The sequence below is a fragment of the Paraburkholderia phenazinium genome (assembly GCF_900141745.1).
Taxonomy (GTDB): Bacteria; Pseudomonadota; Gammaproteobacteria; order Burkholderiales; family Burkholderiaceae; genus Paraburkholderia; species Paraburkholderia phenazinium_B.
Genome location: NZ_FSRM01000002.1, coordinates 3,131,436 through 3,145,961, shown reverse-complemented (window position 1 = coordinate 3,145,961; position 14,526 = coordinate 3,131,436). Strand labels below are relative to the sequence as shown.

The 14,526-nt window shown below is 61.3% G+C and carries 13 protein-coding genes and 1 pseudogene; 8 read left to right on the top strand and 6 right to left on the bottom strand.

The features are described from left to right. Positions 1-111 precede the first annotated feature (111 nt). Together BUS06_RS33880 and BUS06_RS33875 are read left to right on the top strand one after the other, a co-directional pair. On the top strand, positions 112-540 hold the full coding sequence (locus BUS06_RS33880) for a YybH family protein (RefSeq protein WP_074268625.1): 429 nt from the start codon (positions 112-114) through the stop codon (positions 538-540). 92 nt (positions 541-632) lie between these two features. After that, positions 633-890, top strand: coding sequence for a type 1 glutamine amidotransferase family protein (locus BUS06_RS33875; protein WP_074268624.1), 258 nt, complete (start codon positions 633-635; stop codon positions 888-890). Positions 891-895: 5 nt separating this feature from the next. On the opposite strand, the gene BUS06_RS33870 is transcribed toward BUS06_RS33875, so the two are convergent. Together BUS06_RS33870 and BUS06_RS33865 are read right to left on the bottom strand one after the other, a co-directional pair. Then, entirely contained in the window at positions 896-1,483 is a 588-nt protein-coding gene (locus tag BUS06_RS33870; protein ID WP_074268623.1) for a hypothetical protein, read from the bottom strand. A 98-nt stretch (positions 1,484-1,581) separates the two neighbouring features. Beyond that, on the bottom strand, positions 1,582-2,646 hold the full coding sequence (locus tag BUS06_RS33865) for an alpha/beta hydrolase family protein (RefSeq protein ID WP_254369042.1): 1,065 nt from the start codon (positions 2,644-2,646) through the stop codon (positions 1,582-1,584). A gap of 209 nt (positions 2,647-2,855) precedes the next feature. Here BUS06_RS33865 and BUS06_RS33860 point away from each other — a divergent pair, with 209 nt between their 5' ends. Together BUS06_RS33860 and BUS06_RS33855 are read left to right on the top strand one after the other, a co-directional pair. Then, positions 2,856-3,776, top strand: a complete 921-nt coding sequence (locus BUS06_RS33860; RefSeq protein WP_074268621.1) for a LysR substrate-binding domain-containing protein — start codon at positions 2,856-2,858, stop codon at positions 3,774-3,776. 137 nt (positions 3,777-3,913) lie between these two features. Continuing rightward, positions 3,914-5,452, top strand: a complete 1,539-nt coding sequence (locus tag BUS06_RS33855) for a DUF4387 family protein (protein ID WP_074269474.1) — start codon at positions 3,914-3,916, stop codon at positions 5,450-5,452. A 25-nt stretch (positions 5,453-5,477) separates the two neighbouring features. On the opposite strand, the pseudogene BUS06_RS33850 reads toward BUS06_RS33855, so the two are convergent. Next, positions 5,478-5,965: pseudogene (locus BUS06_RS33850) on the bottom strand (DUF2165 family protein). Positions 5,966-6,271: 306 nt separating this feature from the next. Between BUS06_RS33850 and BUS06_RS33845 the strand changes: the two are divergent. The 3 genes from BUS06_RS33845 (at position 6,272) to BUS06_RS33835 (ending at position 8,974) form a co-directional block, all read left to right on the top strand. Then, positions 6,272-7,540 (top strand): phthiocerol/phthiodiolone dimycocerosyl transferase family protein, encoded by a 1,269-nt coding sequence (locus BUS06_RS33845; protein WP_074268620.1) that lies wholly within the window; start codon positions 6,272-6,274, stop codon positions 7,538-7,540. A gap of 318 nt (positions 7,541-7,858) precedes the next feature. Further along, complete coding sequence (locus BUS06_RS33840; RefSeq protein WP_074268619.1) at positions 7,859-8,515, top strand: response regulator transcription factor; 657 nt, start codon at positions 7,859-7,861, stop codon at positions 8,513-8,515. Between the two features lie 132 nt (positions 8,516-8,647). Beyond that, a complete protein-coding gene (locus BUS06_RS33835; protein WP_074268618.1) occupies positions 8,648-8,974 on the top strand; it encodes an HdeA/HdeB family chaperone in 327 nt (108 codons plus the stop codon). Here BUS06_RS33835 and BUS06_RS33830 read toward each other — a convergent pair. The 3 genes from BUS06_RS33830 to BUS06_RS33820 all read right to left on the bottom strand — a co-directional run bounded on the left by BUS06_RS33830 (position 8,937) and on the right by BUS06_RS33820 (position 13,190). Further along, a complete protein-coding gene (locus BUS06_RS33830; RefSeq protein WP_074268617.1) occupies positions 8,937-10,130 on the bottom strand; it encodes an FUSC family protein in 1,194 nt (397 codons plus the stop codon). The genes BUS06_RS33835 and BUS06_RS33830 overlap by 38 nt on opposite strands. A 21-nt stretch (positions 10,131-10,151) precedes the next feature. Next, on the bottom strand, positions 10,152-11,753 hold the full coding sequence (locus tag BUS06_RS33825) for a class I adenylate-forming enzyme family protein (protein WP_074268616.1): 1,602 nt from the start codon (positions 11,751-11,753) through the stop codon (positions 10,152-10,154). A gap of 249 nt (positions 11,754-12,002) precedes the next feature. Continuing rightward, the gene (locus tag BUS06_RS33820; RefSeq protein WP_074268615.1) at positions 12,003-13,190 is read right to left on the bottom strand and encodes an NAD(P)/FAD-dependent oxidoreductase; all 1,188 of its coding nucleotides are present in this window, start codon (positions 13,188-13,190) and stop codon (positions 12,003-12,005) included. A gap of 189 nt (positions 13,191-13,379) precedes the next feature. Here BUS06_RS33820 and BUS06_RS33815 point away from each other — a divergent pair, with 189 nt between their 5' ends. Next, positions 13,380-14,345: a LysR family transcriptional regulator gene (locus tag BUS06_RS33815; RefSeq protein WP_074268614.1), complete on the top strand. Its 966-nt coding sequence runs from the start codon at positions 13,380-13,382 to the stop codon at positions 14,343-14,345. The last annotated feature ends 181 nt before the right edge of the window (positions 14,346-14,526 follow it).

The following is a 14,526-nucleotide window of genomic DNA, read 5'->3' as shown; positions in this document are numbered from 1 at the left end:
ATGCACCTCCAGCTTCCATTACCGAGCGAATATTTTTTTCCGGTAGATGTCGATCCTGCCGTTGGTCGATCGTCGTTGCCTTGAAACCAACGTAACCCGGGAGAAAATACTGTGGACAAAGCCGACAATCCGATCCTGCAGGTTCTTGACGACTACAAAGCTGCGGTATTCGCGAAGAGCGTCGATTCGCTCGTTGCGCTGTACGACCAGGACGTGTCGGTCTTCGACATGTGGGGCGTATGGTCGTACACCGGCATTGCGTCCTGGCGGGAAATGGTGGTGACCTGGTTCGACTCGCTGGGTACGGAACGCGTTATCGTGGATTTCAGCGACACACAAACGACCGTCGTCCAGGACCTCGGCGTTGTCCACACCTTCGTGACATACCAAGCGGTTAATGCCGACGGCGTAGATTTGCGCTCGCTGGACAATCGGATGAGCTTGACGCTCAGGCGGAAGGGCGACGCGTGGAAAATCATCCACGAACACACATCCTCTCCGATCGACTTCGATACGACGAAGGCTATTTTCAAGCGCTGACAGCGCATGTTCGAGGGGCGGCGCCAGGTCGCGCGGGCGCTTCCTGCTCAAGCGTCTGACTTGACTCATGCATAACGGCCAGGAGAGGCATCATGAAATTTCTTCTCACGTCCGCTGGCATCAAAAACCCGAGCATCCACAACGCACTGGTCGGAGGCGGGGATTCCCTGTATCTGTCTTACTGCATGCAGCAGTCCGAACTAGCGGACTTGTTGCCGTCGCTGCACGACCTGGTCTACGTCGGATTGAGCGCCGGGAGCATGGGGATGGCCTCCAACATCGGCGAGGAATTCCCCCACTGGACTCCACCGTCCGGGGGCGATAGCACGCTCGGAGTGGTGGATTTTTAGCTCGTCTAGGGCGTCGTGACACAGCAAAGCGGCCCACGACAGGCACTCACGCATTCGGTTCTTCGACCCGTTGCGTCAAAGGTCGAGGTGGTGAGGGTCGTCGTCGGCACGCCGAGCGTCCGATTGAAGACATCGGATACGCTTTCCTGTGGCGTTGGCTTGTCGCCGTACACAAAGATCGCGTTCGGATGCAGACGCGCGAACTCGATGCGTCGCTGCAAGGCCTGCTCGGCGGCGATTTGATCGGCCTGCGCTTGCGCGCGTTGCGCCTGATCGCGCGCCGTAGCGGGATCGAGCAACTGGTGTTCGGGCGCAATGGGCCGCGACGGCGTATTGCAACTGAGTACTACCGAGGAACATCCCGGCTCGGCGGTAACTTCGGAGGCAGCAATCGGAGAGGCCACTTCGGGAGAGGCAACTTCGGGAGAGGCAACTTCGGGAGCGGCAACGTCGACACTTGCGGGCGCGGTATCCGGGGTATCGGCAGTATCGGAAGCCTGACCAAAACACGCGCAGCTCGCGCTGAGCAGCATCGCGACGGCTAGCTGTGCCACCGCAGCAGGAGCTTTAATTTGCCTTACAGAGAGCGCCATCCATTTATCCTGTAACGGGTCTATGCAATTCCGACAAGCGCGAGCCTCGACAGTTCGCGGATCGACGCACCGCGAGTGCACAAAAGACAGGAAATCGACTAGCGCAGCGTTGCCTGGAAAAACTGCACCACGTCGGCGTTGAACTGTTCATGGAACGCCGCTCGGTCGAAGCCCGGCAGGCTTTCGCAGATTTCCGGCCTCTTCTGCGACAGACGCGCATCGCACGGTGGCAGGAAGTCATAGTGGCCCGCGTCGGCGACCACGTGATATTCGGGCGGCCGGGGCAGGTCGGCGCGTACGGCTTCCTCGTAGTAAGGATGCGGCTGATGACGATCGTCGGCGGCTCGCCAGAGCTGGACGGGGATGTGCACGCTGCTTAACCCGGCGCGTCCGAAGGCAAAACCGAACGCGGGCGCGGCGATGACGGCGGCCTTGATCCGTGGATCGTGAACCCATGCGCCGGCCGGAATATCTGCCTGGAGACGAGGATCGACGCCGGCCCGCTTCAGCGTCGCGCAGAGGTCATGCTCGGGGTGGGCGTCGCAATACGGGGCGATCTGGGCAAGGTCCGGGGTCCCGCCTGCGGCCACGAGCACGGTGAAGCCGCCGTTGGAAAAGCCGAACGCGCCGACACGGGCCGCATTCAGCCGTCCATGCCCATGCCACTCGTCAAGCATGTAGTCGACCAGCAGGTGAAGCTGGGCGGGACGGCGCCACAATTGCAACACCCGGCTCTGGTCATTGAACGTGTCGCCGGCGTGACTGACCGAGGCCACCACGAAGCCCGCGTGAGCGAGAGCAAGTGCCGTATCGTAATGGCCGTCGTACCATCCGCCTCCGCCGTGCGACATCACCACCAGCGGCAGGCGATGACCCGCGATCGGAGCGCCCGGCGCCACAGTCTGGGTGACGTTGCCCAGGGCGTGCGGTGTCGCCGGGGTGCTGGTCGGATACCAGATCCCGGCCGTTAGCGGCGGCTCCGCGCCGTTCGCTATCTTGACCTCCTCGAAGCCGACATCGGCGGCGAAGGCAGGCGCGGCAGCCAGGGCAAAAAGAGCGGTGATCACGGCCATTAATCTCACGGCGGTCTCCTTTGTTGGCGTCGACGTCACCCCGACATGCAAAAGACCGCCGCCGGCCAAAGCGCCAGCAACCGTCGGCATTCAGGAAAGCGCCAACAGCGCGGATTGTACGTCGACCGGCAACGCTGTAGACTCGTTGAGCGCCGATCGCTTCGCTTTTCAGGAATCTGCTACTCATAGCCGACGAGCAAACTCTCCGACCCGAGCCGGCGCGGTTCCGGGCCATGCGGAACAACCACGCGCGAGGCGCGTATGCCTTCATGGCGGCCACTCCGGCGAGGTGCTGCTAGATGAAACTCCGGCAGTTGCGTTATTTCGTGACAATCGTCGATGCCGGCAGTTTCTCGCGCGCGGCACAGGTCGCCCATGTCGCCCAGCCTGCCTTGAGCCAGCAGATCGCCGACCTCGAAGATCAGCTCGGCGTATCGCTGCTGCAGCGCAGCGCTCGCGGCGTGAACGCGACGGCCGCAGGCGAGCGGCTTTACGTGGAGGCGAGTGCGATCCTGCGGCGCGTCGAGCGCTTGCCTGAGGTCGTACGTGGACACGGCGAAGAAGTGGAGGGGTGCGTTTCCATCGGCATGGCTTTTCCTCTCGCCGCGCAGTTGGCGGGGCCGATCATGGCGGCATGCCGCATCGCGTTACCCAAAGTGCGACTGAAGCTTTCGTCCGCCGGCAGCATTCAGTTGGCTACGAGCATTCGCGAACACGCCATCGACCTCGCTGTGCTCTTCGAAGGTGAGCCGTATGCGGGTTGTGTCCGTGTGCCGCTATTCGATCGACGGCTCTTTCTTCTGCGCCGGGCAAACGGTTCGGTCAGGCCTGGATCGATTACATTTCGCGAACTCGCGGATCTTCCACTCGTATTGCCGCATCAGCCGAACATCGTGCGGCTCGTACTCGATCGGCTGTTCGCAGAGGCAGGAATCGAACCGCATGTCGCGGCCGAAGCCGACGTGAGTGCCGATATGCTCGCCGCCGTACAAGCCGGTGTCGGCGATACCATCTTGCCGCTTGGCGGCACGGACGAACTGCCCGCCAATATTTCCGCGCAAGCCATCGAACCCGCAGTTTCGCTGACGGCCAGCATCGTTTCTTCTGCGGAGACGCCGCTCGCAGCCGCTGGGGAAGCGGTGCGCGATTTCATTGCTGGCTTTGTGAAACAGCACCTGTCTGAGCACCCGGTGCCGGGCGTCGAACCGGCCGGGGAATGATCCGTCGCGAGCTATCGTGGCCGCTTATACCCGCATCGCAAGACAGTATTTTTCCCGCTTTGAAAAAACGCTCAGACTCGAGCCTTGGCATCCTGGAGACGACATGAGGTCGTCCGATGCATGGCGTGAGGTTTGGTGTGGCGAAATTAATCTATCGGGTGGTCGCCACATGCGGCGCATTGGGCGCCGGATTCCCGCGGGAATCGCTGCAAAAGGCGCTGGCTGGTGGGCGTATGGACGCCGTGATCGCCGATGCCGGTTCGATGGACGCGAGCCCGTACTACCTTGCCGGCGGTGGCCAATACTTCGAGCGTGATGCGGTCAAAAACAACTTTCGCAAGATGGTCGAAGCCGCAGAACGTATCGCGGCCCCGGTGATTCTCGGTAGCTGCGGGATGGCTGGTGGCGATTGCAATCTCGACTGGATGCTCGGGGTCGCCAAAGAGGTATTCGAAGAACTCGACGTGCGTGGTGCGAAAGTGGCCGTCATCCGGTCTGAACTGGATCCGGCCATCGTGATCGACGAAGCGCGCGCCGGCGCATTGCGCCCGCTCGGCGCGGGTCCCGCGCCCGATGAAGCGTCGCTGCGCGAAAGTACGATTGTCGGCCAGATGGGTATCCATCCGCTACTTGCAGCGCTGCATGGCGGCGCGAAATATGTTTTCGCGGGCCGTTCGTGTGGCGCGGCGCTCTTCGCAGCCGATATGCTCCGCCACGGCATTGCGCCGGGGCTTGCGTATCACGTCGGGCACGTGCTCCAGTCCGGCGCGCTCGCTTGCGATCCCGGCTCGTCATCGGACTGTCTTGTAGCGGAGATTTACGACGACGGCAGCGCGGTCTTTATCGCACCCGACGAGAACCGTTCCTGTACGCCGTATTCGCTCGCCGCGCATTCGCTCCATGGGCAGGCTCATCCGCAGTTGCAGTTCTATCCTGAGGGCGTGCTCGCGATGGTTAGGACGGAGTTCTTCGCTGTCGGTGCGCGTAGCGCGGGCATTCGCAAGAGCCGCTTTTATCGCACCGGCAAGCCGTGGCCGTTGAGCATCAAGCTCGAGGGCGCGCGTCGCGTGGGTTTGAGAAAGGGGGCGCTGCGCGAGCTCGATGCGACCGATCCGCCCGATGCATATGAATGGACGCTTTATCACCTTCTTCAAAACGAGGACGTCATTCGCAACCGCATGTTTCCCGTTCACTACTACAGCGCAAACGGCCGCGAATGGAGCAGGACAGGGGAGGCTAGAGCAGCGTACTTCGACGTGGGCGAACCGGCCGGCACGCAAAATCTCGACGACAGGACTCTCTGCGCGATCGAGGACGTGCCGCCATTAGCGATGCCGTCCGGAAGCCGGCGTCTGCTCGACATCGCCCGTGTGATCCGGAGCAGGAACGCAGGGATCAACCGGATGACATTTGACTTGCTGTTCGTATCGAAGGACGCGTACGAGGCGGCGTTGCGCTCGAACTTCTTCTGCGCGCGCAAAGTGGCGGACGAACTCGGCGTCGAGCTGACCTCAATCGTGGGCACTTATTTCGTCGACAACTGCAACGCGATCAAGATTACCGTGGAGCGGCCGATTATTTCGGTCTCGCTCGGGCCCGGTGAACGCGACGAATTCGGCACTCGACAGCAATCCATGCTGGAGCGGCTGATCATTCCAACCTTTGCAGACAGCTAGCAGATCGCTTCACAACAGCGCAAGACTATTCGGCAATATCGTCGTTGCGCAGACTCAAGAAAATCAGCACCAGCGCAAATGTCGCGAAGAACCGGAACGCGCTTTCTTCGCCATTCCACGTGGTGGACATCCACATTCCGAACCGATGGACATGAACGCGACCTGCCACGTCAGGAACCCGAGCGTGAGTCCGGCAATCGCCCATCGCTTCGAGCGGTTGAATGTGCTGTGGTCCGCGCGGCGCGCACGCCACATGGTGAACGTGCCGATCCAGCAGCACACAGCAGTCACGGTCTCGAGCGCAATGATCAGCACATAACCAGCATTCTGGATGATGGGCGACGTTATCGCGCGATAACCGATCGCACTGCCAGGAAAGATTGTGTCCATGCGGAAGACGTGCTGCACGAACGCGAGGTTGCTGCCGTAATCGGTGAGATTGCCGAAGCTCACAAGCGACGCGAGCAGCGCCATCGACATCACGAGCAGCAGTTTGGAAACACGGATAGTCACGATGACCTCGCTTTGGCGAAAACGTCCTGTTGAGCCATAGCTTATAACGGCTGATGAACGCTCATAGACCTGCCGCAAGCCACGCGGCGGCATGCTGCATTTTTCACGTCGACACTTAGCGGCGAATTATCGGCACCCGGCCCCAGTCGTTCTAATTCCCACCTCATATTCGCGGCCTAGATTGTCTGCGTGATCAGACCGTCGAGCGACGGCTTGGTCAAGAACGCGTAGACGTGGCCGGGAAAATGCCGCCGTCGTCGGAGCGGCCGCCCCCATTTTCATTTGATTTTTTGCCAGGAGCTCACCATGCAGAGCCTTAACTGCGAACTTACCTACCAAAGCCGGTCACGAGCCGCGAGAAAAATATATCGCCGCGCTTCGCCGACGGAGATGGTCTACATGCAGACGCACACTAATGTGGTGAGCCGGAGCACGATCACCGGCGCGATCAACCGGGAGCAATTTGACGCTGCCGTAGCGTGTCTGGAAGCTCGCTACGGCATTCTCCGTGCGGTCGTCGAGGATGGGCAATTCGTGGAGCGGACGGACAACTGGCAGGCAGTCGAATCGTGGTTGTCTGCCGACAGGTGTTCCGCCGACGTCCTGTATGAGAAGTTACTGAATGCCGAGTTGGATACGCGAAAAAAAGTTTACTCTATCCACGCCATTGCCGGCGACGATACGCTCGACGTCTTCATGCTGAGCACCCATGCGGTGACAGACGCGACTTCGCTGGTCGAACTGCATGCCTGTCTTGCTTATATGTGCGATTGCATCGTGCGCGGCATAGCTCCGGCGTTTGAGACACAGCCCTTTCCGAGCCCACTCGACGCGGCCGTGAGTCAAAGCCTGGCCGCGCTTCCTGCAGACCGTATGTGCGACCCCATTGCGTATTCGGGGCGATTTGCGAAGATCCCGCCGCGGGCACGGGTGCGGCAAGATGGAGAGCCTCCGAGGCGACGCCTCGAGCGGACGGTGATCCAGTTCGACGCCATGCAAAGAATTCACGCCGCAGCCCATGCACACGGTTCCTCGGTGCACTCGCTTCTGCTCGCGGCGTTTGCCCTCGCGATTCGTGACGTGGCGGGGGAGCAGCCACGGCAGATGCTGCTGCGATCGAGCGTGGATATGCGCCGCAGGCTTGAACCGCACGCTTCACCGGAGCTCGTGTTTACGGCTATTACTGGACTCATCACACGGATCCCTGATCTGGATCGCCCATTTTTCGACATCGCGAAACTCGTATTTAACGATATCCACGAGGGTGCGGCCAACGGTTCAGTGTTTCATACTTACCTGAATTACCCGAAATTGTTTTGCGGAGTGCAACAACCGCCGGTTGCGCTCAATGTCTCCGATATGCAGGCGATCCGATTTCGTTGGCCAACGCAGCAGCTGAAAGTGACTGGCTTTGATTATGCGTGTGGCCTGAAGAATTTCCCCAATGTTTCGGTGGCGATTTTCGACGGATTGCTGGTCGCAAGTACCGTGTACTCGGACGAGTTCATCGACCCCGCGGTCATGCGGGCGATCTCGGAAAATGTCGTGAGGCGACTGGAATCCGCTTGCCAGTAGCGGCAGCCCGCGCTCCGCGGGCTGGAAATCGCCATGGGCAGTGCGAGCTATATGCGCTGCTTATATTGGCATCAGCAGTCGGTATTTTCGCCATTCCCCAAAATCCTGCACACTGCGCCCCGTAGTATCAAGACGACCACTTGTCGTGATTCGATCCAGGGCAAAACCAGGCGCGGGGATGCGCAAGACTCTTCACAAACGTGAATTCAAGGTGATTTAAGCCCAACACAATACGTTATGCGAATCAACAGGGGGATTTCCAGTTTCAATAGCGCGCGACCCAAATGGAGCGAACGCTATTCAGAACGGTGGGACATCATGCGAGTTTTACTGGTTGAAGAGGATATTCAGATTGGCGAAAGCCTGCTTCGCGCATTGAAGGATGCGGATTGCAGTGTCGACTGGGTTCGCGACGGCAAGGCCGGCAGCGTGGCCATCAATACGGCCTATTACGCCGTCGTATTGCTCGATCTCGACCTGTCGGGCGCAGGCAGTCTCGATCTGCTACGTTCGTTGCGTGCGGCGGGCAACGACGTCCCTGTGGTGATTCTCACCGCACTGGACGATCTGGAGACGCGTGTGCGCAGTCTTGATGTCGGTGCCGACGATTGTGTACTGAAGCTGATCGAAGTCCGCGAGCTTCTTGCGCGAATCCGGGCGGTATTGCGTCGCAAGGCCGGCTATGCGACCTCGCGGATCGGCGGCGAGTCGCTCAACCTCGATCTCAACAAACGCCTGTTGTGCTGCAACGGCGTAGCGTCGTCGCTCTCTGCGCGCGAATTCGCATTGATGCACGCATTTCTGGAGCGGCCGGGCATGGTCCTGTCGCGCGGCCAGCTCGAAGACCGGCTATACGGATGGGGCAAAGAGGTGGAAAGCAATGCCATCGACGTGCTGATCCACGCGATGCGCAAGAAGTTCGGCCAGTCCCTGATCCGCAACGTGCGCGGGATGGGTTGGACAGTAGTCCATTGAGATTCTTCGGACTGCGACCCATAGCGCGTTAATTCCGGGCTAATTCAGCGGCTTTAAAGTTTGTATCGGGCAATCAGCCGTATCCGGCAACGCCACGAGAAATGCCCATTCAACCCATATATGGAGTGTCCAATGAAATCCGCAAAAATCCTCTCAGTCGTGATCTGTTTAGCCATCCCTCTCGCAGCCAGTGCGCAAGAGTCCAAAGTGAGCCCGGCGAAAATGACCTGTGCGGACTTTACCGCCGTCGACGAGGCATACCGGCCCGCATTGATCTACTGGGTCGCCGGCGTCGACAAGCTCGGCGTCAGGGAAACCGACACCATGGTGATCGATACGGCGCATCCGGTGGGAGAGGCGGTACTCGAGGAGTGCACGAAGGACCCGCAGGCTCCGTTTATGTCGAAAGTCAGGTCCATGATCAAGGCCAAAAAGATTTCGCTGTTCGCGCATCGGTAAGTCGAGTGCCTTTGATCCCGAGCATCACCGCGGCCAACACCACAATCCCGATGACAATTCCCGATAGCCGCATGAGCGCGGGTATCGGATCGGACGACCAGTGGTGATCCTGGACAAACACCATGATGAACGCAATGGTGAATTGACGGCCTACATAGCTTGCTCCTTCGCGTCCCGTCTGCACGTGGCATCCGACCCACACGCCGATGGACAGCGCGAGCATGCACAACACCGCTTGCCCGTGCATCAGAGGGAGCAGCGCCACACCCAGCACACCGGCCAGCAGGCAGCCGGCTACACGTTGCACCATCTTTTCCATGACCGGCTGCTGTGTTCTGTCTGCCGCCAGACCCGGCGGCACGATCAGGACCGCGATCGCCGTGACCATGGCTTGCGCGAAACCCGGGAGGTGCAGAACATAAGTCAGGGACGCAAGGATGGTGATGGACACTGCAGCCTGCACGCTCAGCAGCATGCGGGCTGGGTGTGTCGATGCTAAAGGGGGTGTTGAAGCTGAAGCTGAAGCGGGAGCTTCGCCCGACGTGGACTCGGCCGCGGCACGCGCGGTTGACGTCTCCACTGGTTTCCTGTTCGTCCGGTACCACCTCGGCCCGAAATGGAACACGCTTGCTACCAGCAGGCAAGCCAGCGTCCCAACCGCGACCTCGGCGACGCGCAATGCCGCAAACAACGCGGTCGCCTGGAAGGACTCGAATTTGTGTGCTTCATACGTCACCATCAGGGCAGTCACTCCGCCCAGAATCCATGCGTAGGCCGCTTTGGACCCGTTGGCCCCATACACCGCGACACCGCCCATCAGTCCTAACGCGGGCACAAACAGCCACGGACGGTCCCCAATCCACGGTCCCATCAGGGTTCCAAGCGCAGCGCCGATCACCGTGCCCATGATGCGGTGGGCGGCACGTTGCACGGAACCGGCAAAGCTCGTTTGCATGACCGCGAAGCCGCTGATTGCGGCCCACCACGTGTCGGACAGACCCAACGCGTTGGCCAGCGCGACAGAAAGCGCGACGGACAGCACGGCTTCGGCCGCGAACGTCGCGCGCGCTCTGGAAGGCTTCCAGGCCGCCAGTTCACGCCCGAGCGCGAAGGCAGCCGTGCGGCAGAGTTGGACAAGGGTGCCGATGAGCCTCATCATCTTCCAATGAACAAGGGGTCACGTCAGGCGAAACGCCTCATTATCCTCCACCGGTTCTTGCACGGTATGAAGCGGAGCTACCTGGAACGGGACGCGGCCCGATCGCAGGTCGTCCTGCAGGATCATCCCGATTGCGGTGCGGTCTGCTTTGCCCTGTTCAGTCAGCGGCACGCGATCGGTTACAACGATACGAATCCGGTTTGCGACCAAAGCACCGAACTCGGTTTTGAGCCGATGCAGGCATCGCGCGACGTCGAGCTGCCCGGCAGCCCACGGTACGACCAGCGTGTTCCAGACGTATTTGCCGCCAGCGTTGCTTGCCGTCAGCGCTACGGCATAGCGAATGTCAGGGCAGCGGCATAGGACATCCTCGATGTGGGTTGGGGCAATCGTCAGTCCATCGATTTCCGCGACGTCGGCCGCGCGGCCGAGGACGTGCAGATTACCAGCCTCGTCGATAAATCCGACGTCGCCGGTCAGGCACCAGCCACCCTGAAACTTTTGTGCTTCCTCGACGGGTTGATGGTAGTAACCATCCGCCATACCGGCCGACCGGACTTCCATGGTGCCGCACTGTCCCGCACGCGCTAACGTTCCATCGCCGCGACGCAAACGCACCTCGACGCCAGGCCGGATACGCCCCGCGCAATCCAGCAGGTCCGGATTCTTTTCGTACGCGGACGGCGGCAGAATGCTGACGAGCCCGGTCTCGCTCGCCCCGTACATATGGGTGAGCACCGGACCGAGCCGCGCAATCGCACGTTGCCGCAATACCGCAGGCGCCGACCCGCCGATGTGCGCAATGGAGCGCAGCGACGACAGATCGCGCCGGGAGACGTCCGGGTGGTCCATTGTTTCGAACAGTTGAGGCTCGACCAGAAGCACATCGGTGATGCGCTCCGATTCGATCGTCGCGAGCGTCTCTGCGGGATCGTACCGAGGCTTCAGCACGACCGTACCGCCGCCGATGAGCGTGGTATCGACGAGCACTTGCGACAGGTAGGCGAGCGGGCCATTGACCAGTTGTCGCCGGTCTTTGTCGTTGGCCGTGCCGACCATCTTCGAATACGTGGCGAAGGACCGCCGGCTGCATTTGGGGACCCCCGTCGTGCCGCCCGAAGAGACGACTACCGCGAGGTCATCCGGCCTCGGTTGTCTGCGCAGCGGCAGATCTGATTGCACTCGCGCGAGTCGGTCCAGCGATGAAGACGCAAAGCCCACGCCGACGAAGACCACGTGGCCATCGACCGCATCGGGAATGAGGTGAGCGGTTTCCGGGAAGAGAACGAGGAGCGTGGGTCGTACGCGGGCTAGCATCGCTGTGCGCTTGCCGGCATTCACCGACGCCGGCAGGAACATCGTAGCCGCGCCCAGGAGGTTTGCTGCGTAGCGAATCGCCAGCGCGTCCGGGCAATTGGGTGCGAGCATTGCAATCAGGGCGCCGCGGTCGACGCCCAGCGCCGCGAGCGCCCGCGCATAGCGAAAGATGGCGCTTCGCAGCGTTCCGCCCGTGACGTCGTGATCGAGATAGCGCAACACCGCTCGATCAGATTGTTTTTCCAGTTGATCGAGCAAGACGTCAACATAGGAGAGAAAGGATAAATTCCGGCCGCTTTCCATGATCGCTCCGCTGGGTGAGGTGTGATTCGATACGCGAATCAGTCTGTGGAGTGACGCATTGTGGGTTCGGAAAATGAGAGGGGAATTAGCTCATGGGCGGCGGGATCGGTTGCAGCGCAGCTCGAGCTGTCGCAGACCGCCGTTTTGCGACCAGCGTTTCGAGCAGACGCGTTAGCGTGATGAAGCGCTCGTTTCGGCCCGCGGGCAACAACTGATTCGCCGTTGGCCCGCGTCCGTTATATTTTCTGATCAGGAGACCGCGCCGGAGCCGTACTTGCCCACCAGTAGCGCGCCGCTGGCGAAGCGGTCGAGAGCGTAGGGTGCGAGAGAGACGTCGGTGGGCTGACCGAGCGCATGCTGGGCGAGAATTTTGCCGATGCCTGGCGAGAGCTTGAAGCCGTGCCCGGAGAAGCCGAAGCCGACCACCAGCCCCTCGATATCGGCGACCTTGCCCAACACCGGATTCCAGTCGGGCGTCACGTCGTAGACGCCAGTCCACGACGAAGCGAGCCCCGCCGCTTCATAAGCGGGAAAGCGCTCGGCGACCTGAGCGCCGACTTCAGCGACATAGTCGAGCGAGATCTGCCCTTGTTCCGTCTCCGGCGAGTTTAGTGTTTCGCCGACCACCCCTTCGGACACGAGCATCTGGCTGCCGCCATAGCTGCGGTAATAGAGCATGCCGGTCGAGCCCAGGTCCTTGAACGCCGGCATCGTGAACGAGTATGCGGCACCCTCGCATTCGAGGGCGAGCACCGTGTGGCGCTCCGGCTTGACCGGTAACGGCATGCCGATCCAGGCGGCAAGCTCCGGTGTCCAGATGTTCTGCGTGCTGATGAGCGTGCCGCAACTGAAACTGCCTGCACTTGTCTCGACACCGGTGATCCGGCGTCCTTCGCGGACGAGCCCTGTCACCATGACGCCTTCCATGATCTTGACGCCGCGCCGGCGCGCCGAACGGGCAAAGCCGGTGGCGACCAGATAGGCGTCGGCAAAGCCCGCTTCCGGTTCGAAGCCGATCAGCGCGGCGTCGTCGAAGCTCGCAATCGGCAGGCGCTCGTGCGCCTCGCCCTTGTCGAGTAGCTGCACTTCGATGTCCATGTCCTGCTGCGCGGCGAGCGAGGCGCGCAACGGGTCGAGCTTGTCGCCCTCGGGCGCGCAGATCAGATAGCCGCATTTGACGAGGCCGCAGGACGCCTCGTCGTCGCCGACGTATTCGGCGAAATTGTTGAATGCCCACCACGACGAACGCGCAAGTTCCACGTTCTGGCGTACCGAATAGTGCGTGCGCAGCAGCCCGGACGACTGGGAGGTGGTGCCCGCGCCGATCGTGCCCCGCTCGATGACGAGCACGCTCTGCGCCCCGAGTGCCGCAAGATGATGGGCAACCGACGCGCCAATGACGCCAGCGCCGATCACGATGAAATCGTAGTGGCTCATGTGGATATCTGAATGGGCAATAAGGCGAATTCTAGGAAAACGCTGGCCGCGCCAATTTTGTATCAGGCAAACTTATGATGAGCTAATGCAATTGCTCATCCTGTCCTGAACAGCGGCCTGCGAAGATCGGCACCATGTTCTCGTGCCGTGCAGGGCCATCGTCAGTCACCCATGCGAGCGGAACAGGCCATGACACGAACCCCGCCCCCGATCGATCTGCGCGCGCTGCAGGCCTTTGTCGCCGTGTGCGAGAGCGGCTCCATGACGGGCGCCGCGAAGCAGCTCGGTGTGAGCCAGAGCGCCGTCAGCCAGGCGATTGCCGCGTTGGAGCGCGACCAGGGCCTGACGCTGTTCGACCGCGAGAGCCGGCCGCCGCGGCCGAACGTGGCGGGGCGCGCGCTGCTCGAACTGGCGGATCCCTTGCTCGAACATGCGAAGATGGTCGCCGCCCGCATCGGCGATGCGTCGCACACGGGAAAGATGCCGGTGCGGCTCGGATGTGTCGATTCGTTCGCGGCGACCGTCGGCCCGGAGTTGATCCGCGCGGTGTCGAATTCGGAGCGGCAGATTTCGATGTGGTCCGGCTTGACGCCGGGCCTCAGCAAGCAGTTGCACGACCGCGAACTGGATATCACGATCTGCACGCAGACCATGCTGAGCGATGCACGGATCGTCGAAGTGCCGCTGTTTTCCGAGGCGTTCGTGGTGGTGGTGGCGCGCAGCTATCTGAGCGCACACCGTAATATCGACTGGCGCACGCTGGCGCAGGAAATGCCGTTGATCCGCTACACGGCGCGCTCGGTGATCGGCCAGCAGATCGAGCGTTTCGCCCGGCACCTGGGTATCAACAGTCCACGACGTTACGAGTTCGACGCCACCGATCCGCTGCTGAGTCTGGTGGCGGCACGCGTGGGTTTCGCGATTTCGACACCCTTGTGTTTGTGGCAGGCCCGTCACTACCTGGACGATATCTCGGTGATGCCGTTGCCGGCTGGCCGCCTCGGTCGGCGCGATTTCTTTTTGCTGCACCGCCAGGGCGAGTGGGATCAGTTCGCGGGCGAAATCGTGATGCTGACCCGCGGCGTGCTGGATAACGCGATCCAGCCTTCATTGGCGCGTGCGCTGCCCGATCTTCCCGAGGACGCGTTGCGCTGAAGCCGGGGGCAATGCGAAGGCGGAGGCAAAACCCCGCTTTGTATAAGCATTGCTTTTGCTGCAGCTTAACCGCATACCTCGTTCTTGTGCAAAGTCGCACCAGCCGCAATAAAGCCGTGCACCGCAGACGAGCCAGCGAGTGTTTCGGCCTGAACGCCGACAAGGTCTAACTGCGCCCGAG